Annotated in this window: 19 protein-coding genes; 8 read left to right on the top strand and 11 right to left on the bottom strand. The window is 27.7% G+C overall.

Features of this window, described 5'->3' with window-relative positions:
• Positions 1–195: 195 nt before the first annotated feature.
• Genes BUA62_RS01555 through ruvB form a run of 7 tightly spaced genes read right to left on the bottom strand, consistent with a single transcriptional unit; the run spans position 196 to position 7,921 of the window.
• Entirely contained in the window at positions 196–861 is a 666-nt protein-coding gene (locus BUA62_RS01555) for a uracil-DNA glycosylase (RefSeq protein ID WP_072862732.1), read from the bottom strand.
• Positions 862–885: 24 nt separating this feature from the next.
• Entirely contained in the window at positions 886–4,335 is a 3,450-nt protein-coding gene (locus tag BUA62_RS01550) for an LptF/LptG family permease (RefSeq protein WP_072862730.1), read from the bottom strand.
• A 3-nt stretch (positions 4,336–4,338) separates the two neighbouring features.
• Positions 4,339–5,064, bottom strand: a complete 726-nt coding sequence (locus tag BUA62_RS01545) for a phosphate signaling complex PhoU family protein (RefSeq protein WP_072862728.1) — start codon at positions 5,062–5,064, stop codon at positions 4,339–4,341.
• A complete protein-coding gene (locus tag BUA62_RS01540) occupies positions 5,061–5,888 on the bottom strand; it encodes an NAD(+)/NADH kinase (RefSeq protein WP_072862726.1) in 828 nt (275 codons plus the stop codon). Before BUA62_RS01540 ends, BUA62_RS01545 begins: the two co-directional genes overlap by 4 nt.
• Positions 5,889–5,893: 5 nt before the next feature.
• On the bottom strand, positions 5,894–6,193 hold the full coding sequence (locus tag BUA62_RS01535) for a YggT family protein (protein ID WP_072862723.1): 300 nt from the start codon (positions 6,191–6,193) through the stop codon (positions 5,894–5,896).
• Between the two features lie 5 nt (positions 6,194–6,198).
• Positions 6,199–6,897, bottom strand: coding sequence for a YggS family pyridoxal phosphate-dependent enzyme (locus BUA62_RS01530; RefSeq protein WP_072862721.1), 699 nt, complete (start codon positions 6,895–6,897; stop codon positions 6,199–6,201).
• A gap of 1 nt (position 6,898) precedes the next feature.
• On the bottom strand, positions 6,899–7,921 hold the full coding sequence (ruvB, locus tag BUA62_RS01525; protein WP_072862719.1) for a Holliday junction branch migration DNA helicase RuvB: 1,023 nt from the start codon (positions 7,919–7,921) through the stop codon (positions 6,899–6,901).
• Between the two features lie 148 nt (positions 7,922–8,069).
• Between ruvB and BUA62_RS01520 the strand changes: the two genes are divergently transcribed.
• A complete protein-coding gene (locus BUA62_RS01520; protein WP_072862717.1) occupies positions 8,070–9,440 on the top strand; it encodes an MATE family efflux transporter in 1,371 nt (456 codons plus the stop codon).
• 50 nt (positions 9,441–9,490) lie between these two features.
• Here BUA62_RS01520 and BUA62_RS01515 read toward each other — a convergent pair whose 3' ends face one another.
• The 4 genes from BUA62_RS01515 to asnS all read right to left on the bottom strand — a co-directional run bounded on the left by BUA62_RS01515 (position 9,491) and on the right by asnS (position 13,540).
• Entirely contained in the window at positions 9,491–10,138 is a 648-nt protein-coding gene (locus tag BUA62_RS01515; protein WP_084670649.1) for a methionine ABC transporter permease, read from the bottom strand.
• Positions 10,135–11,100, bottom strand: a complete 966-nt coding sequence (locus BUA62_RS01510) for a methionine ABC transporter ATP-binding protein (RefSeq protein WP_234970267.1) — start codon at positions 11,098–11,100, stop codon at positions 10,135–10,137. The genes BUA62_RS01515 and BUA62_RS01510 overlap by 4 nt, the downstream gene beginning before the upstream one ends.
• A gap of 23 nt (positions 11,101–11,123) precedes the next feature.
• Entirely contained in the window at positions 11,124–11,918 is a 795-nt protein-coding gene (locus BUA62_RS01505) for a MetQ/NlpA family ABC transporter substrate-binding protein (RefSeq protein ID WP_072862713.1), read from the bottom strand.
• Between the two features lie 323 nt (positions 11,919–12,241).
• A complete protein-coding gene (gene asnS / locus BUA62_RS01500) occupies positions 12,242–13,540 on the bottom strand; it encodes an asparagine--tRNA ligase (protein WP_072862711.1) in 1,299 nt (432 codons plus the stop codon).
• Positions 13,541–13,630: 90 nt separating this feature from the next.
• Between asnS and BUA62_RS01495 the strand changes: the two genes are divergently transcribed.
• The 7 genes from BUA62_RS01495 to BUA62_RS01465 all read left to right on the top strand — a co-directional run bounded on the left by BUA62_RS01495 (position 13,631) and on the right by BUA62_RS01465 (position 21,679).
• Positions 13,631–14,521: an ADP-ribosylglycohydrolase family protein gene (locus BUA62_RS01495; protein WP_072862709.1), complete on the top strand. Its 891-nt coding sequence runs from the start codon at positions 13,631–13,633 to the stop codon at positions 14,519–14,521.
• Positions 14,522–14,765: 244 nt separating this feature from the next.
• A complete protein-coding gene (locus BUA62_RS01490) occupies positions 14,766–16,046 on the top strand; it encodes an ABC transporter substrate-binding protein (protein WP_072862707.1) in 1,281 nt (426 codons plus the stop codon).
• 61 nt (positions 16,047–16,107) lie between these two features.
• A complete protein-coding gene (locus BUA62_RS01485; protein ID WP_072862705.1) occupies positions 16,108–16,974 on the top strand; it encodes a carbohydrate ABC transporter permease in 867 nt (288 codons plus the stop codon).
• The gene (locus BUA62_RS01480; protein ID WP_072862703.1) at positions 16,968–17,939 is read left to right on the top strand and encodes a carbohydrate ABC transporter permease; all 972 of its coding nucleotides are present in this window, start codon (positions 16,968–16,970) and stop codon (positions 17,937–17,939) included. Before BUA62_RS01485 ends, BUA62_RS01480 begins: the two co-directional genes overlap by 7 nt.
• A gap of 12 nt (positions 17,940–17,951) precedes the next feature.
• Positions 17,952–18,758 (top strand): MurR/RpiR family transcriptional regulator, encoded by an 807-nt coding sequence (locus BUA62_RS01475; RefSeq protein WP_084670648.1) that lies wholly within the window; start codon positions 17,952–17,954, stop codon positions 18,756–18,758.
• Between the two features lie 16 nt (positions 18,759–18,774).
• Positions 18,775–20,457: an alpha-amylase family glycosyl hydrolase gene (locus BUA62_RS01470; RefSeq protein WP_072862701.1), complete on the top strand. Its 1,683-nt coding sequence runs from the start codon at positions 18,775–18,777 to the stop codon at positions 20,455–20,457.
• Between the two features lie 286 nt (positions 20,458–20,743).
• Positions 20,744–21,679 (top strand): ABC transporter substrate-binding protein, encoded by a 936-nt coding sequence (locus tag BUA62_RS01465; RefSeq protein WP_072862699.1) that lies wholly within the window; start codon positions 20,744–20,746, stop codon positions 21,677–21,679.
• The last annotated feature ends 2 nt before the right edge of the window (positions 21,680–21,681 follow it).

Raw genomic sequence — 21,681 nt, 5'->3', positions numbered from 1 at the left:
TATTTATTAAAATAATAAATTTTTATCTATATATATATTTAGTACTTCATTACACTCTTGTTTAGACTTCAACTTTAACTATTTGTTCTTAATATTCTTTATGTATAATATTTACTTTCTAAGTTTAAAAATTCTATATACTTGAGATAAAAAAGTTGAAAAAAAATAACTCCAGAAAAACTCTGGAGTTATTTTTTAACCTTTTATTCTATTTTCTGCATCTATAATACCTTTTTCTGTTTTTTCAATAAGACTTTTTAAATTTATATTTGGTTTTGATTTTAATTGATGGTACATATATCCAATAGCTTGCATATCTAATTTTGCATAAAAAAGTGGAGACCCTTCTTTCTCACTTCTATTCCTTAATAAATAACTCGGATGAAAGGTGGGAAATATGTATATTCCACCATACCATTCTTTAAATCTTCCTCTATGTTTTGTTATAGGAACAACCTGTTTTAAAAAGAAATTCAAAGCTGTTGAACCTAATGCTACAATAATTTTTGGTTTTATCACTGTTATTTGTGCCATTAAAAAATGACTACATTTTTCCATTTCTTCTGTCGTAGGAACTCTATTTTTTGGTGGTCTGCATTTCACTACATTTGTTATATACAGATTTTCTCTTTCTATTTTTGCAATTTCTTTTAATAGTTTATCAAGCAAATTGCCAGCTCTTCCAACAAACGGCCTTCCTTGTAAATCTTCGTTTGCACCTGGTCCCTCACCTACTAACATTATTGGTGAGTCAGGGGATCCTTCTCCAATTACCACATTTGTTCGCGATAAACTTAATGAACAACTATCACAATTTTTTATTTTATCCCCTATTAATTCTAAATCTTCAACTTTCGACATATTATTTTCCTCCCTCAAATTTTCTTAAAACAGGTTAATATCAACACCTTTTTCTTCTGTATAACCAACGGATTTTTCTGGTATATCTGTAATAAAGAATTTAAATTCAAAACTTTTTAATGAAAATTTAGGCAATAATTTCAAATCACCTTTAAAATATAAAGACCAACATATAAGACGTTTATTCAATTCAAATTGTGTAAAATTCCAAACATTATTTTTTATATCATATATAAAGGATATCTTTGCCCAATCATATTTTGTTGATGTATTATATCCAATTCCTGTTTTTAAATATTCATTTTCAATATCATAATCAAGATTTAATATTAATGACTGTTTTGCTCCTTTGGATTTATATTTAAGGTCATAATGTATATTTTTATACTCATTAAAAAAATTTAAATTTCCCTCATATCTTCCACCATTTGAATCATAAAATAAGTATTTAGACTTTATTTGCGGAATACTTTCTTTAAATGTTTCTTTTTTTAAATAATAATCATAATTTATTTCTATTTTGTTTTTTCCAAAAATTATTTCACTTTTATTATTAATCACAGTTATTGGCATTATTTCATTTTTATGATCATAATCAAATTGATAATTGTGTTTAAATATATCGTATTTTATAAAACCATTGAATTTTGTTTTTATAAAGTCAATTTTTTCTTTTTCTAAATCTGTTCTGGTATTATTTTCAAAACTCAATTTATTATAATTTAATGTATATTTTGAAGTTAAAAAATGTGTTATAAATCGATCTTCAGCCTTTTCTTGCATGAAATCAAACGTTCTGTTATATCTTAAATCAAAAAAATTCTTTACATCAAAAATTTTTAGGTTGAATTCCGTACCCATAAAGTCTGTTAATTTATTTGTATGTGTTGCTGGATTAGAGACCCATTTGGGTTCATTTACTAAAACCCTGTAATATTGATAATCAGAAATCCCGTATTGAAATATTGAAAGTTTCGTCTTAAAATTAGCTTTTAATCCATATGCATAATAATTATATATTTTATTTGGATAACTATTTCTAAAAGCAAATTTCAATTGTGGCGTTATAGAACTATCAAGAAAAAAGATATCTTTATTATATTTTAATGGTTTATAATTATCTGTAATATCATTTTTAATATATAAATTAAAATTTTTCAGCTCATCTTTTTGATATAAACTCGAATAACTAATCTTTATGGTGTTTTTTTTATTTCCGTTAAATATTTGGGAATCAAATGATGTATTTATAGATACGGTTTTTTCTTTCCAGGACTCAAATAGTTTTGTTGCTGGACCTGTGATATTTATTCTTGTCGAATTAATTTTAAAAAATGTTTTTTTATATTTCTTAGTTAATGATGGTGTAGATAAATTCAAAAACTTTACACTAGTAATATTTCTATCTTTCCACAAAAAAGATGAAGAAAGAGAAAATTTACCTAAACCTGTTTTTATATCTTTTATATTGATAGAAAAAGAATCTGTATTTGAAGAAAAACTATGTGACAATGAAGAAGAAAAATTTAAAAGTTCTAGTTTTTTCGATAGTGATAATCTTAAATCTGAAAAGGAATTATCTTTAATACTATTTGATATTGCCAATGTTCCTAAAATGAAAGGTATAGTATATGTATAACTCATTGACTGTGATAATTTGTCTTCCTTTACGTTTCTAGCATATTCTTGAAAAAAAGATAGTGATGAATTATTTGCAAAAGTATGATTTATTTTTACTGAAATAGTAATTGTATCCTCTTTAAAAGCAAAGGCCGCAATAAAAGGAGCTTCTTTCTCTCCAGATAAACTTTGAAAATAAAAAGGGAAATAAAATACCGGGATACCAAAAAATTCTAATATTACATCACGAGCTACTAAAAATTGTTCTGGGTATATCGTAACATGTGATGCTTTAAAATAATATGTAGGGCATTCTTTACATGTTGTCAATTTTACTTTTTTGGAAAATACTACATCTTCATCAGTTTTTTTTTCTGATATTCCAGACCATACTCTAAGTTTAACCGTCTTTTTATTCTTATTTTTAAAAGATTCTATTGAATATGTATTATTTAAAACAACATCTTTACTCTCAAAGTTTATTTCCATAGAAGACGCTTCGATAGTTCTTTTATCCTGAATATATGTTACATTTCCAAAAAGACTTGCCTTTATTATCTTATTTTCATCATTCAACTCTCCAAAACCTTTTTGAGCCTTTATTATAGAATCTTTATAATTAATAATTGTGCTACCTTCAAAAGTAATTTTTGTCCCTTCTATAGTTATATTAGGTGACTCAATATATACTTTTTCTGAAAACCCCTGAGAACTTAACAATATCAATATAATAATTGTTCCAAATACTCTTTTCAAAGGCTCTATTAATTTATAAGCTGCTCTCGTATCTAATAAAACAAATAATATTATTCCAACAATACCAAATATAATATTTGGTATCCACGGTGCGAGATATGGATTTAGGATTCTTTCTTTACCCAAAGCACTTAACCAAGCTCCTGACCCTTGGTATAAAACTACTAAAACAAATGTTGATATAACACTCCAGGACTTGCTTCTGAGGTTTATAAATAAAGACAATGCTACCCCCAATAGAGATATTACAATAGGTGCAAAGGAATTTGAAAACTTTTCTTGATATCCTACAATTAACGCTGATGCATCTCCTCCTAGTTTTTGGGTGATTTCTATCTTATGCTTTAATTCCCTTGTTGTCATATCATTTGGACTTTTAGAAAACCTTAAATACTCTTCTACATTTTTTGAAATATCCAATTCCAATTTTTTAAATGTTATATCTAATTTCAATAAACCATCATCTGTTAATCTAAAAATACGACCATTTTCCATATACCATTTGTCTTTATCTTTAAAGGCTTTTTCAGCATGAAAAACTGTAGTTTTTGAATAATCAACTTCATATAATAAAAGGCCGTATAAAATTCCAGAATCTTTATCTATTTTTCTCACATATAAATATTTTTTATTTTTTTCCACTTCTACAAATTTATTCATTTCAATATTAGCTTCTACATTTTTATAAACATATTTTGAAATGGCCTCTTTGGCCTTCATATTTGATTTAGGAACAATTGTGTCATATAAAGAAAAGGTTAAAAAGGACAAAATAATAGCCAAAAAGATAAAAGGTATGACTATTCTTTTCGATGGAATCCCAAGGGATTGAAGAGCTATTATTTCATTATCATTGGATAACCTAGACAGTACCCAGAATATAGAAAAAAGTATTCCAACTGGAATACCCATAACCAAAAAATATGGTATATGATATGCAATTAAAATAAAGAGCTTATCAATTCCTACCTTATTTCTAACTATTATATCAGAAAGCTGATATAATAATTCTACACTAACAAAAACTATAAAACCAATTAATCCCATAAAAAATGGAGATATAAATTCTTTAGATATATATTTTATCAATTTTTGCATTAATTACTCCCCCAGAGAATAGAAAATATCAAACCCTTCTTTATTACATTTATACCTGTCTCCTGTAAGTATAAAAATAGAATATTCTGCTATGTTTGTTGTCAAGTCTGAAAATTTTTCTAAATTTGATAATATTTCTATGTTTGCCATAATAGACTTAAAATTATCCTTTGTGACTTTCCCCATAAGATTTCTTTTGAAAGCATTATATAAACTATCTACTTCAATGTCAGTTTTACATATGATCTTTGCAAGTTCTATTGCATCTTTTTCCATATATAAATCTCTATTTTCAACTATATTTGAAAATAACCTTAAAGATTCACCAAGCATATTTTGTGATATATCAAATAAATCTTCAAATTGATAAGGATTTATAGAATTAGGATAAGATAATAGATCTATATTATTTTTTGCCATAGTTTCGCATAAATCTGCCATACTTTCTAAAATTCCTATTATTTTATTTCCCAAAAAAACAATTTTAAAATATATTCCATATAAATTATTAATAGCCAATATTTCCATTGACTTATATTCTAACCTGGCCTCAATAAAATCCACTCTCATATCTTGTTTAATTATTTCTCTTGACAAATCTACATTTTTTTCAAAAAAAGCATCTTTAAATTTTAAAAACATTCCTTGAACAAGACGTCCCATTTTTAATATCTCATTATGATAAGAAATTACCTGCTTTTTGGTTTCTTCTGATAATAATTCTATCATATTATTCTCCTTCCAAATCCTAATTTATTATTTAGAACTTTAAAGAATGAATAATCATTTTTCTGAGCTAAAGTAACCTTTTTTTCAGAAGAAGATACTACTACAGCCATACCCGCTTCAATTCTATGTACAATATCTCCATCAACAGTTACATAAGCATTTCCTGCATCAATATGATGAATGATAATTTCAATATAATTATTTGAAGAAACAACAAGTGGTCTTATATTTAGGGAATGTGAAGCTAAAGGGTTTATTGTTATTAAATCTAAAGATGGTTCAATAATTGGTCCTCCCATAGATAATGCATATCCTGTAGAACCTGTGGGTGTGGAAAGAATCACACCATCACCTGCATAATTCAAAACGCTTTCTCCTTTGATTAATATTTCAAGATCAACAGTCCCTATAGGTTGACTTTTTTGTACTGTTATATCATTTAAAGAGATTAATTTTTTTCCTCCTACATAGCATTCCAATAAGAAACGATCTGAATAATGCAAATTATTTGATGCTATATCTTTTGCAGCCTGCTCAATTTCTGTACTATCATATGCAGTTAAAAATCCTAATGTTCCTAAATTAATTCCTACAATAGGAATAGAATTTTCTGCTGATAATTCTGCTACTCTTAATACTGTTCCATCTCCGCCCAAAACAATAAAAATATCTGCTTCTTGATACAAAGAATTATCAGCTAATGCTGATCCCGCTGGCATAATTTTTAATATTTCAATATCATTATTATGAAAAATATCAAAAAATTGTTCCTGAACATCTTCTTTTCTTGCTTTCAATGGATTAAAAAATAATATCGCTTTCACAGGTATCACCTCAACACTCTTGCGAGGTCAAACAATGAATTAACAAGAAAATTATCTAATAAGATTAATAATAATATCGCAACAAATGGTGTGAAATCAACCATACCAAACGTAAAGTTAAAATATCTTCTAATGGGTCTTTCAACTATTTCTGCAATTGAGTCAAAAAAATGTCTTATTGGGTGATGATAATTAAAAGAAATAAAACTAAATATTGCTGATATAATCAATGAAATTTGAAAAAAATTAATTGTAATTCTTAATACAACAGCTATTGCATAAAACAAATTGGCTAATATAAACAATGTTATCAACCTCCTATATTATAATTTCTTTTGCCAAATATAAGTGATCCAATTCTTAACATAGTTGAACCGGATTCTATTGCTATAAGATAATCATTACTCATCCCCATAGATAATTCTCTTAAATCAGGATAATCTTTTACATATTTATCCCTCAACTCTTTTAATCCTAAAAATACCTTTTTAATTTCGTTTTCATCATTTGTATATGGCGCCATTGTCATTAAACCAACTACTTTAACATTTTCATATTTTTCTGCTTGTTTTAAAAGTTCATTTAACTCATTAGGTTCAATTCCGCCTTTTGTTTCCTCTCCGGATACATTTATTTCGATCAAAATTTTTTGAATTTTACTGTGTTTTTTAGCTATTTTATCTATTTCAACTATTTCTTTTTCTCTAAAAACGGAATGAATATATTCAGATATTGGAACTATATATTTAATCTTATTTGTTTGTATTCTGCCTATAAAATGCCATTTAATATCATAATCTTTTAACTCTTCAGCTTTTTTTCTTAATTCCTGAGCTTTATTTTCACCAAAGTTTTTAATTCCAAATTCATATAATTCTTTTATGTATTCAACTGGAAATGTTTTAGAAACTGCTATTAGTAAAATATCATTATAATTTCTATTTACGCTATTTGAATGTTTTTTTATATTTTCTGTGATATTTTTTAGATTTTCTGTAATAAAACTCATTTTAATTCCCCCATAATGAAAATAAGTTTTTATTATCTCTTGCAATTCCTAAATGTTTTAATGCTTTTTCTGTAACCATTCTACCTCTATGAGTTCTAACCAGAAATCCTTTTTGAAGCAAATACGGTTCATAAACTTCACTTATACTATCAGATTCAATACCAAGCGATGCTGCTAAAGCCTTTAATCCAACTGGACCACCTTTATAAAATTCTATTATGGTTTTTAATATTCTTCTATCCATTTCATCTAATCCTTCATGATCTATTTCAAGCAATGTCATCGTTTTATTAACTGAATTTATGTCTATTAAACCCTCATTATTTATTTGAGCATAGTCTCTAACTCTTTTCAATAATCTATTTGCAATTCTTGGCGTTCCGCGTGATCGCTCTGCTATTAATAAAGCTGCTTCTTCAGTTATTTCTACATTAAGTATTTTGGCACTTCTAATGATAATCTTTTTCAATTCTTCTGGTGGATAAAAATTCATTTCCATTATTATTCCAAATCTACTTCTTAAAGGTGCTGCTATTAATCCTGTTCTTGTTGTTGCTCCTATTAATGTAAAATGATTTAAATCTATTCTAATAGACCTCGCTCCAGGACCTTTTCCTATAACAATATCCAATTGAAAATCTTCCATTGCGGAATATAAAATTTCTTCAACTGATCTATTTATTCGATGAATTTCATCTATAAACAAAACATCTCCATTTTGCAAATTAGTTAAAATAGCTGCTAAATCTCCTGCTCTTTCTAAAACTGGTCCACTTGTTACTTGAATATTTGCTCCCATTTCATTTGCAATAACATTAGCCAAGGTCGTTTTACCTAAACCGGGCGGTCCTGCTAATAAAATATGATCAAGTGGCTCTTTTCTTTTTTTTGCCGCATCTATACTAATTTTTAATTTTTCTTTTACCTTTTCCTGACCAATATATTCTTTTAAATACTGTGGTCTAAGATTTATAATTGTATTTTCTTCATTCTTTTCAGCGGGATCTAAAATTCTATCATTCATATAATACCTCCAGACAATCCAATTCATAATATTATATCATATATTTATTTTAAAACAATTATTTTTGAGATAATTTTATTTAATAATTAATGTTGGTTATGATATAATTGTAATTAGCCATTTTTGAAAATAAATTTGGAGGCATTTTATGGAAAAAGATACAAAAGGAACTATATTACTAAAAGGTGATCCTAAAAAAGCTATTATAAAACTTTCAATCCCTTTGATTCTAGCAATGTTGGTACAAACACTATACAATTTAATTGATAGTATTTGGGTTGCCGGACTTGGTTCAAATGCCCTAGCAGCAATAGGGTTATATTTCCCAATATTTATGATTGTAATTTCGTTGGCATCTGGACTTGGAGTTGGTGCAAGTTCTGCAATATCAAGAAAAATAGGTGAAAAAGATAAAAGTGGTGCAGATTCTGCAGCTATAATTTCTATTTTTTTATCCATAATTATAGGGGTAATTACAACAATAGTATTTTTAACTTCTATAAGATCTATTTTGACCTCTCTTGGCACAAGTAAGAAGACCCTACAATTATCTCTTGATTATGCATATATTTTAATATTTTTTTCACCACTTTTAATTTTCAATAATACAGCAAATGGAATATTGAGAGGTGAGGGTGATGCTAAAAAAGCTATGTATGCTATCGCTGCTGGCTCTTTATTAAATATAGGACTTGATCCATTATTTATATACGGATTTAAATTGGGAATAAAAGGTGCTGCTTATGCTACAGTTATTTCTTTTGGTATTTCCACACTTTTAATTATATATTGGATGTTTATAAAAAAAGATACATATTTAACAATTACTTTTAAAGATTATAAATACGACTCAAAAATATTAAAAGATATTTTAAAGGTTGGCATACCTGCTTCATTATCTCAAATCTCTATGTCTGTTGCTATATTTGTTTTAAATATATTTGCTGTTAAAGCAGGTGGAGATTTAGGAGTTGCTGTTTTTACCAGTTCATGGAGAATAATAAATTTCGGAACTGTTCCATTAATAGGGATTGCAATGGCCGTAACTTCAGTAACAGGTGCTGCTTACGGACAAAAAAATAGTAAAAAATTGTCAGATGCACATTTATTCTCCATAAAATTCGGAGAAATTATAAGTTTTTTTGTAATGACTATTATTTTTGTCTTTTCACCACAAATCGCAAAATTATTTACATATTCTAAAGGTTCTTCTGTTATTTATAATGACTTAGTTATAGCTTTAAAAGTTATGAGTTTATTCCTTCCAGGTGTTCCTTTTGGTATGTTCACTTCATCAATGTTTCAAGGTATTGGGCAGGGGATTAAAAGTTTTGTTGCCTCTATTTATAGAACGCTTATTATGCAGGTGTTTTTTTCATGGCTGTATGTATTCGCATTAAATTTCGGACTAATCGGTGTTTGGTGGGGGATTGTTACTGGAAATGCTGCTTCTTCGATAATTACTTTTACATGGGGGAGAGTCACTATAAATAAAATTAAATATTTAGATAAAAAATAAGAACACGATATTCATAAAATAGGAAAAGATCTTTTTCTATTTTTTCGCAATTATTTTATATCTATTATATTTTCTATCTTCATTCCTACAAACTGTATTACTTGCGTAATTAAAATTAAAATAATTAAATCATACATTAAAATATCAAATCTAAATCTTTGATATCCATAATTTATAGCCATTGCACCTAATCCTCCTGCTCCAACCGCACCTGCTATAGCTGTATAATTTACAAGGTTTATTAGTAACAAAGTTATATTAGAAACAATTTTTGGTAACATTTCAGGGATAAGAATCTTCACTATAAATTCAAAATTATTCATTCCTAATGTATGTGCAGTATCAATCATTTCTTTCGATAATGAATTAAAAGTACTTTCACTTAATCTTGCCATAAAAGGTATTGCGGCAATCGTTAAAGATACTATTGCTGATTTAGGACCTATTATTGTTCCTGCTATTAACTTTGTTAAAGGTATAACTAATACAATTAATATAATAAAGGGTATAGATCGAAATATATTAATAACAACATCAAAAATTCTATATATAATCTTTGATATTTTAAGTTGGCTGATAGATGTTAAGTATAATATTATTCCTAAAGGTATTCCAAAAATAACGCTTAAAAAACCCGAAAAAAATGTCATATATAATGTTTCTAATGTTGCCTTAACTAATTCATTTATAATGTTCAAAGCATTAACACCTCCAAAGCATAAACATGTTTTTTTAATTCATTTATAAATTCATTTGTTTTTTCTCCTTCTATTTCTATAATTAATTTTCCAAATGGTGCATTTTTAAAATCTTCTATTTTACCATATAAAATATTGAAAGTAATATCATATTTTTTAGAAATTTCGTTTAAAATTGGTTTTCCAACATTTTCTCCATAAAAAATAACCTTTATTATTTCTCCATTTTTAAATTTCAACTTGCTATAATCATAATTAATATCTTTATAAAACTCTTCATTTAATTCCTTTTCAAATTCAGAAAAAAATCTATATACTTCACCAAAATAATGAACACTTCCATTTTTTAAATACAAAATTTTATCACAAATTCTCTTTATTACATCCATTTCATGTGTTACTATAATTGTTGAAATTTTCATATCTTGATTAATTTTTAATATTAATTCAAGAATTTTTTCTGTAGTTTTTGGATCAAGCGCAGATGTTGGTTCATCCAAAAATAAAATATCAGGATTAGAAACAATTGCCCTTGCAATTGAAACTCTCTGTTTTTCGCCACCTGACAAATGTGCCGGAAATGCGTTTTTCCTATGTTCAAGACCAACTTTTTTTATAATATTAGATACTTTTTCTTCTATTTCATTTTCTTTATTTAAGATTAAAGGCAATGAAATATTTTCAAAAACAGTTTTTCTTGATAATAAATTGTAATGTTGAAAAGCCACTCCTATTTTTTTTCTAAATTTCCTTAAATCTTTTCTTGATAATTGGGTTAAATTAATATTATCAAATAATATTTCGCCATGAGGTCTTTCAAGTAAATTCAAAGCTCTTAATAGAGAAGACTTTCCGGCACCGGAAAGTCCTATAATTCCTAATATTTCTCCTTTTTCTAATTTAAAAGTTATATTCTTTAATACATGATTTTCTCCATCATATATAAGATTTAAATTTTTCACTTCTAACAATTCATTCACTCTCCTTAAAAGGTTGGTACAACAGCACCTTTATATTTTTCTAAAATAAAATCCTTAACTTTTTTTGATTGTAATAATTTAATTAAAAGTTGAATTTCTTTATTATCTTTATTTTTTTCTTTTACTGCTATAATATTTGCATATGGTGAATTAGCATTTTCTATAAATATTGCATCTTTTAGTGGGTTTAATCCATTTTCTATTGCATAATTTGTATTTATTACCGCACCAATTACAGAGGTATCTTCTTTATATGTCCTTGGCAAATATGCTGCATCTAATTCAACGAAATCCAAATTATATTTATTTTCTTCAATATCATTAATAGTAACTTTTAAAGAATTCGTATCCTTTAATTTTATTAATCCATTCTCCTGTAATAACAACAATGCCCTTCCTTCATTTGTTGCATCATTCGGAATTACCACTTTATCGCCTGATTTAAATTCTTTTATTGATTTTTTTGAATAAAACCCCATAGGTTCAACATGGATTTTTGCAATTGATATTAAATCTTTATATCCTTTGCTTTTTGAAAACTCCTCTAAATAAGGTACATGTTGAAAATAATTTGCATCGATCTGTTCTTCTTCTAATGCTATATTCGGCTGAACATAATCATTAAAAACTACAATCTCTAATTTATATCCGCTTTCTTTTTCAAAGTCATCTTTAATAAACTCAAGGATTTCTGCGTGTGGAACAGCTGTTGCACCAATTTTCAATACCTTTTCTTCTTTTGTACAACCAATAAAAATAACTAAAATTAACAATAAAACCACAAATAAAAACTTTTTCATAATATCACCTCCAAGAATTTTTATAAAAAAATAAGGCCGGTTATTTTCATAACCGGCCTTCTCAATTAATTCCACTCAGCACAAAAACAGAGTGGCATTAATCTTCTTAAAAAGAAGACCGGTATGCCACATCATCATCATATGTACTTTATATAATCTTTTTAAATTATTACTTAATCTCATAATATCACCCGAATATATTTTTTCATTCTATTTATATTTTTTCGTATTCTAACATATAAATCATCTAGATGTCAAGTAAACAAAAGATTATTAAAGTAAATAAAATGTAAATGAAAAAGAGCTGAAAATCAGCTCTTTTCTTAAGGATAAACTCTATATAATGTCCTTGCAAAAGGTATTGCTTCCCTTATATGCTTTAAACCACAAATCCAAGCAACTGTTCTTTCAATTCCTAAACCAAAACCACTATGAGGGACTGATCCATATTTTCTTAAATCAAGATACCATTGATATTCTTCAATTGGCAAATTATTTTCTTTTAATCTTTCTAAAAGCACTTCTTCTTGCCAGATTCTTTCTGATGCTCCAATAATTTCACCATAACCTTCTGGAGCAATCATATCATCACATAAAACAACATCAGGATTTTCAGGATCTGGCTGCATATAAAATGCTTTTACTGATTTTGGATACTTTTCAATAATAACAGGTCTATCAAATTCTTCAGAAATCAACGTTTCATCATCCGCTCCTAAGTCTTCACCCCATCTTATATCCGAACCTTTTTTATTCAATAATTTTATAGCATCTGTATATGTAATTCTTGGGAATGGTGCTTCTATTTTTTCTAATTTTGAAATATCTCTATCAAGAGCTTTTAAATTTTCCGATGCATTTTCTAAAACTTTTTTTACAACGTAAGACACCAAATTTTCCTGTAATTTCATATTATCTTCGTGCGTGTAATATGCTACCTCTGCTTCATTCATCCAAAATTCTATTAAATGTCTTCTTGTTTTTGACTTTTCAGCTCTAAATGTAGGCCCTAAGTTATATACCTTTCCCAAAGCCATTGCTGCTGCTTCTAGATATAATTGACCCGTTTGAGCTAAATAAACCTTTCCATAATCAAAATATTCTATTTCAAATGTATTACCTGCACTCTCGCCAATTGAACCTGTAAATATTGGTGTATCTATTAAAACAAACCCATTATTATTATAAAATTCTCTTATGGCTTTAATTATTTCATGCCTGATTTTTAATATATGAAACTGTCTTCTTGACCTTAACCACAAATGTCTATGTTCCATTAAAAAATCAATACCATGCTCTTTTTTTGAAATTGGATAATCTTCTGTTGGATTATGTACTATCTCAACATCTTCTATATGTAACTCAAAACCAACAGGCGATCTTTGATCTTCTACAACAACTCCTTTAACTATTAAAGAACTTTCCATTTTTAATTTTTTCACCTGAGCATATTTTTCTTCTCCTAAAGTGTTTTTTTCAACAACACCTTGAACAAACCCCGTACCATCCCTTAACTGTAAAAAGGCTATTTTTCCACTTGCTCTTTTGTTCCATAACCACCCTTTAAACTCTACTTTCTGGCCTATATATTTTTTCATATCTTTAATATATACCCATTCCATATTTCTCCCTCCCAAATATTCAATTTTTATATATTATAACATATAATATGTTATAATTAAATTAAATAATCTTTGAAAGGGGGCAATGTTATGGATAAAACTAAGGATAGATTTATAGGCGCATTATTTGGTTTAATTGTAGGAAATGCTTTAGGTGCTCCCTATAAAAACTTGAATGTAGAAAAAATAACAGACTTTTCAAAGGGCGGTATTTATGGTTTAAACATTGGAGAGTGGACAGATTCTGCCTCAATGGCTTTATGTCTCGCTGAAAGTTTAATTGAAGATGGATTTGATTTAGACAGCCAAATAAAAAAATACCTAAAATGGATTGATGACGGATATTTATCTTCTAAAGATAAAGCTTTTGGCATAGATAACCAAACAATGGATGCATTAATATATTATGAAAAATATACCAAATTTGCTGATATTACAAATATCGATTCAAATAAATCTTTAGCAAGATTAGCTCCTATTCCCATGTTTTTTAAAAATTCATTTAAAGACGCTATATATTATTCTGGACAAAGTTCTTATACCACACATAATAATATTTATTCAATCCACTCCTGCAAATTACTTGGTGGAATTATTCAACAGGCTATTAATGGCGAAAATAAAAAATTTTTAATGAATGAAATTCATAAGAAAATGGATTTGGTATATGACGTAAGATTAAGAGTTGTTGATATTAAATACAAATCAAAAGAACAAATAAGATCATCATCTGCTTCTTTGGATTCTTTAGAAATAGCATTATGGGCATTTTATAATACCAATAATTTTAAGGATGCTGTTTTAACTGCTATTAATTTTAAGGGAGATACTGATACAATTGGGGCTATAATAGGGCAATTAGCTGGATCATATTATGGATACAGTAACCTCCCTAAATTATGGATATTGAAAATCGCAAAAAAAGATTTAATAATGGAAATAATAGAGAACCTTTATAATGCTTCTATTTCAACCGAATGAAATTTTTGAAGTTTTTATAAGCCTCAATTTGAGGCTTTATTTTTTTATCTATATAAAAAATATTTAATTAATTTTATTAGATTTTTTCACTTAATAGCATATAACAACTACAAATGATATTTAATTATTAATAACCGCTCCATTTTATAATTGATAAAAAATTTTTTTTGTTGTATAATTAAAAAGAAAATTTTCTTTTTAATTTGTTTTAAAAAAAAATAATTCTCTAAAAGGGGGTATTTTTATGAAAAAGCTTTTTGTATTCATGCTGGTATTGGTATTGATATCTACTGTTTTTGGGAAAATTACATTTTGGACAACACAAGTAGAATCGAACAGAATGCAGAGAATTAGGGCATTAGCAACTATTTTCAAAGCACAAACTGGTATTGACGTGGAAGTTATCCCAGTAGAAGAAAATGATATGTTAAAACAAATTCCTATTGCAAAAAACGCTGGCACATTGCCTGATATTGTAGAAGGAGGAATTGAACCATTATTATTATTAGGTTCTCAAAACTTCTTAGATGAAGATTTAGCAACAAAAATTATTATGGACTTTGGCGATATTTATGATGGTGCTGCAAGATTGTTAAGCAACGGCAAAGGAAAGTATTATGGCATTCCATTTCACGCTTGGGTTCAAGGTATATGGTATAGAAAAGATATGTTTGCATCTCAAGATCTCGGAGATCCTGTAACTTGGTATAATATTGCATTAGCTGCAAAAGTATTAAATAACCCTGCAAAAGGGGTTTATGGTATAATCTTACCTAAAAAGGCTGATGCTTATGCCGAACAAGTATTCACAGAAGTTGCATTAGCAAATGGCGCAAGACCTATTGATGAAAACGGGAACATTACATTTAATACTCCTGAAATGATTGAAGCTTTTAGATTCTACAAAGAATTAGGAAAATATTCAAAACCTGGATTCACAACTGTTTTAGATGCTTTAAAGGGATATTTAAATGGAGAAACTGCTATGATTTTCTATTCAACATATATTATGGATGATATTGCTGTTGAAGAGGTTCAAAAAGGAAGAATAAATAAGTTTAATCCTCAATTAGTAAAAAATACAGGTTTTGCTAATAAAATGATAAACACAAGACCTACATCTTATGGGCAGGTTGTTGCATTAGGTATAACAAAAAATGCTAATAAAGATGAAGCTGAAAAATTTGTTAAATTTTTAATGTCAGATAAGAATTATGTATATTGGGTACATATGGCACCAGGCGGGATGAATCCAACAAGAAAATCTGTTGCTGAAAGTGATGCTTTCTTAGATAATTCAGTTTTGAAAAGATATGGAAAAGCAAAAATCGCAGAAATTGTTGCCGCTTTGGATTCTGTTGAAAGATTTGAATTTATTGATGGTAAGGTTATAACTGATATGAGCAAATTGAGTGCAAATTTTGTTATAGGAAAAGCTATTAATTATATGTTTGCAAATGACTGGACTCCACAAAAAACAGCTATGTGGGCACAAAAAGAAGCTGAAAAAGTATTAGGAAAATAATGATTTTTCATAAAGGGGGATTCCAAAAATCCCCCTTTTTTTAAAAAAAGGAGGTTTTACAATGCCTGCAATTTCTTTAAAAGAAAAAGACGCAAGGTTCGGATGGAAACTGGTTTTGCCGACTGTTATACTTATTGCTTTATTAATTTTATACCCCGTTATTTATAATATTTATTTAAGTTTTTTTGAGGTATCTATTTCAGATGCCCCAAATAGGTTTGTAGGATTACAAAATTATGTCGAAATACTTGGAGATTCTTCATTCTGGAAATCATTTGGTATTACTATATTGTTCACACTTACTACCGTTATTGGAAGTATTCTTTTAGGTTTAGGCGTGGCTCTATTAATGAATAGAGAATTCCCTGGAAGAGGCTTTGTTAGAGCTCTATTGTTATTACCATATGTCACTCCATTAATTGCAATTGTGTTTGCCTGGAAATATATTTTCTTACCTATTGATGGACCATTAATGAAAATTTTAGCTGTTTTTGGAATGGATCCAGGAAATGATTTTGTTAATAACCCAAACAATGCTTTTTGGGTTGTTTCTGTATTCAATATTTGGCGAAACTTTCCATTTGTATACTTAATGTTATTATCACGATTACAATCTATCCCTACAGATTATTACGAAGCTGCTGAAATAGATGGAGCTACTAACTGGCAAAAATTTTTACACATAACATTACCAGAATTATATTTTGTTATTGCTTCTGTTGCATTGCTAAGGGGTATATGGAATTTTTATAAATTCGATGAAGTTTATCTTATGTCTAAATTCGCAAATACTTTACCCATATACATTTATGAAAAAGCTTTTTCTGGAATCCCTGAACAAGGTGTTGCTGCAGCGATTGCTACAATTTTATTTATAATAATGATATCATTAATTGGCTTCTATGTAAAGAAGGTGTTAAAATGGTAAAGAAAAAAAGCTTTTTAAGAACTTTTATTTTTTGGTTTTTAATTACATTATTGGTTGTTTTTATTACTTATCCTTTTGCCTGGATGTTATCTGTATCTTTTAGATATGATACTGATGCTTTTGAACCTGGAATCATACCAGAGAGACCCACTCTTGAAACATATGCTATACTTTTAGGATTTAAAAAATCACTTCGTGAAGAATTAAGTAATGAACAACAACAATTACTTGAAATAATAAAAACGTTACCTAAAGAGCAGCAAGAAGCAGTATTATCTCAAATTACAGCTCAAAGAAAAAAGGAATCCTTCCCATTTCTAAGATTTTTTAGAAATAGTTTGGTAATTGCAGGTTTAAGTGCTTTGGTAAGTTTGATACTTTCTATTTTCGGAGCATATGCTTTTAGTAGAATAGATTTCAAAGGAAGAGGAACTATTCAACGTGGTGTGTTGATTGTTTATCTTTTTGGAGGTACAATATTAGCAGTTCCATTATATCAAATTTTTGTAAAAATTGGCCTTACTTCTTCAGGATTTAAATCAGCTATAGCTTTATTTATTATCTATATTGTTCAAACAATACCTGTTTCCTTATATATGCTTGGAAATTATTTTAGAACAATTCCAAGATCTATTGAGGAAGCTGCTATTATAGATGGCACAACACGAATGGGTGTTATCACAAAAATAATAATTCCTTTATCTTTACCTGCTATAATTACTGTATATATTTATGCTTTTATGATAGCATGGAATGAATTTTTATTTGCATCTATTTTTGTAAGACCTTTCCCGGAATTTTATACTTTGCCTTTAGGTTTAAATGAAATCTTTAATTCTGAACATGCTATATGGGCAAAAATGATGGCTGCTTCTGTAGTAACAGCTATACCAGTAGTTGCTCTATTTATGATGATGGAAAAATATTTAACAGGTGGTTTGACTGCTGGAGGGGTAAAAGAATAAGAGGTGAATATTATGATAATTAACAAAATCAAAGGAATTTATAACTCATTAACAAAAAGGGAAAAGAAGGTTGCCGATTATATTATAGAAAGAGCTCCTGATGTTATACATTATAGCATAACAGAATTGGCTAATTGGTCTGAAGTAAGTGAAACTACTGTATACAGAGTAATTAAAAAATTGGGTTTTACTGGTTATCAAGAATTCAAAATTTTACTTGCTAAAGAATTATCAGAACCACCATTAGATACTTCCAAAAAAGAGGATTTGTTTTCTCATTTTCATAACAAAATTTGTAATAGCTTAAATATTATATATCAAAATTTAAATAAAGAATTACTAAATAAAATTGCAGAAAGAATTTTAAAATCAAAGAAATTAATATTTTTTGCCGTTGGAAGATCCTTTCCTGTAGCTCTTGATAGTTCTTTGAAATTTGCTGCTTTAGGATTACCTACTGCAGCATATTCTGATCCACATATGCAGGTTATTGTTGGAGCTAATTTAAACGAAGAAGACACTGTTATATCAATTAGCCATTCTGGCTATATTAGAGATGTTTTTAAATCTACTCAAATAGCTAAAGATGCCGGTGCTCATACAATAGCTATAACATCAGGTGTTGATTCTCCTTTAAGTTTGGTCGCTGATGAAGTGGTATATACTACACCAAGTGATCCTTCTGAAAATGAATTTACCCATGATAGAATAGGCGAAATGTATATAATAGAATTATTATATAATCTGGTTGTTTCTAAAAAATTCAACGATGAACATTTTGACAAGCTAAAAAATGTTATTAAACCAAAGAAATTTTGAAATAGAGGTGTTTCCAATGATTCAAAATATATATGATAAGTTAAAGTTTTTATATACAGAAAATGCAGATGTTCTTTATAATAAACTAATGAATTTAATAGAAAAATACAAAATTTCTGATAAGGAAATAAATTTAACAGAGAAGGATGTTATTTTAATTACATATGGTGATTCTATAAAAAGAGATGGAGAAAAACCATTACAAACATTGCATAAATTTTTAAATGACCATGTTAAAGGTATTATTAACACCGTTCATATATTACCTTTTTTTCCATATTCATCAGATGATGGATTTTCTGTAATTGATTATAAGAAAGTAAATCCAGAATTAGGTGATTGGAGTGACATTGAAAGATTATCTAAAGATTATAATCTGATGTTCGATGCCGTTATTAATCATATTTCAAAATCAAGCAAATGGTTTCAAGAATATTTAAAAGGAAATCCGAAATTTAAAGATTATTTTATTGAGCAGGAACCTGTTGATGAACTAAAATACGTCACAAGGCCAAGGGCATTACCTTTATTACACGTATACGAAACCAACGAAGGGAAAAAACATATATGGACTACCTTTAGCGAAGATCAGATTGATTTAAATTATAAATCAGAAAATCTATTTTTAGAAATTGTAGAAATATTATTATTTTATGCAAAAAAGGGCGCAAAATTAATTAGATTAGATGCTATTGGCTATTTATGGAAAGAGGTTGGAACTTCATGTATTCATTTAAAACAAACGCATATAATGATACAACTATTTAGAGATATTCTTAATCTTACAGCAAAAAATGTTATTTTAATTACAGAAACAAATGTACCTCACAAAGAAAATATTTCATATTTTGGCAATGGTTACAATGAAGCACAAATGGTTTATAATTTTTCATTACCTCCACTTGTTTTACACTCTTTTTTATCAAAAAATGCTAAATACATATCACAATGGGCAAATACTTTGGAAACTCCAAGTGATAAAACTACATTTTTTAATTTTTTAGCTTCACACGACGGAATAGGGCTAATGCCTGCAAAAGGAATTTTAAAAGACGAAGAAGTTGATTACTTAGTTGAACACACATTAAAAAATAGAGGTTTAGTGTCTTATAAAAGTAATCCAGATGGCACTAAATCTCCATATGAATTGAATATAAATTATTTCGATGCATTATACGAAAAAAATGAAACTATGGATTTAAATATAAAAAAATTTGTTTCAGCTTATGCTATAGCTTCGTCTATGAAAGGCGTTCCTGGCATATATATTCATAGCTTACTTGGTTCAAGAAATTATTACGAAGGCGTAAAAATAACAGGTATGAATAGAAGTATTAACAGAGAAAAATTAGATTATGCCAAATTGGAAAAAGAAATAAATGATCCAAATTCATTAAGATATAGAATTTTTAATGCAATGAAAAATATGCTTAAAATTAGAACAAATCATAAAGCATTTAATCCTAAAGGAATTCAAAAAGTTTTATTTTTAGACAATAGAGTTTTTTCTTTTATTAGAGAGTATGAAGATGAAAAAATTTTAATTTTAACAAATGTTTCAAATGAAAAAGTTCTAATAAATATAGAAAATACATTATCTGAAAGACCTTTTGATTTACTCTCTAATAAAGAAATAGAAACAAAAAATAATGAATTAATCATTTATTTAAAACCTTACGAAACTATGTGGATAAAATAAAATTTAAATACCTCTTGACATACAATGTAACATATGATACAATATATTCAAATTTATTTTAGGGGTGTATATTATGAGTATTAATAAAATTTTTCAAATTAAAAATATAAATAGCTATTATTATTGGTATGGTAAGGGCATCCACAAAGATGACCTCCATGCCTCTTTTGTCATATTTGTTTAGGTGTGAGGTTAATGCAGGTGGATGCCAAATGGCATCCACCTTTTTTTATTTAAAAAAAATTTTCTAACATAAATCTAACATAAAAATTCTGGAGGTGTTATTATGAAAAAGTTGGCGTTATTAGTAGTATTATTAGTTACTTTAACAGGATTTTCTCTAACAGTTGGTATTACACAAATTGTAGATCATCCAGCTTTAAATCAGGTAAAAGACGCTATTATTAAAACTATTAAAGAAAAGCATCCTGAGGTTAAAATAGTTTTTCAAAATGCTCAAGGGTCATATCAAAATGCTGTCTCTATTGCTCAAGAATTTAAAAATTCTGCAGATATTATAATTGCAATAACTACACCAAGCGCACAAGCTGCTGCTAATACTATTAAAGATAAGCCTTTAATATTTTCGGCTGTAACTGATCCTATTAGTGCTGGTTTAATAAAAAGATTTGGAAAAAACGAAGGAAATATCGTTGGTTTAAGCGATCTTCTTCCTGTAAATGTTCATTTGTCATTATTGAAAAAGGTTTTTCCAAAAGCTCATAATGTTGGAATTATTTTTAATCCCGGAGAACAAAATTCAAAAACATTATTGGAATTATCAAAAAAATTTGCAAAAGATTTGAATTTAAATATAATAGAAATCCCAGGAACAACATCTTCTGAGATGATAACTTCGTTAAATACAAAAATAAAAGATATTGATGTTGTATATATTTTCACAGACAATCTCCTTGCTTCTTCAATGGAAAGTGTGTCTAAAATACTTAATGATAATTCTATCCCTTCTATTTCTGGAGATATTGAACTAGCTAAACAAGCAAAAAGCGTTATCGGCTTTGGCTTTGACTATTACTCATTAGGTTTAGAAACTGGTAAAATGGCAAATGAAATTATAGATGGAAAAAACCCTTCAGATTTAGAGTCTAAAACCATGGATATGAGTGCGTTGAATTTATTAATAAATTTAAAATCTGCTAAAAGATTTAATATTGACATTCCAGAGTCACTTTTAAATGTTGCCGATACTATTGTGAGGTGAAT

The sequence above is a fragment of the Marinitoga hydrogenitolerans DSM 16785 genome (genome assembly GCF_900129175.1).
Classification (GTDB): Bacteria; Thermotogota; Thermotogae; order Petrotogales; family Petrotogaceae; genus Marinitoga; species Marinitoga hydrogenitolerans.
Note: the sequence above shows the minus strand (reverse complement) of the source record. Positions and strands in the feature narration are given on the sequence as shown.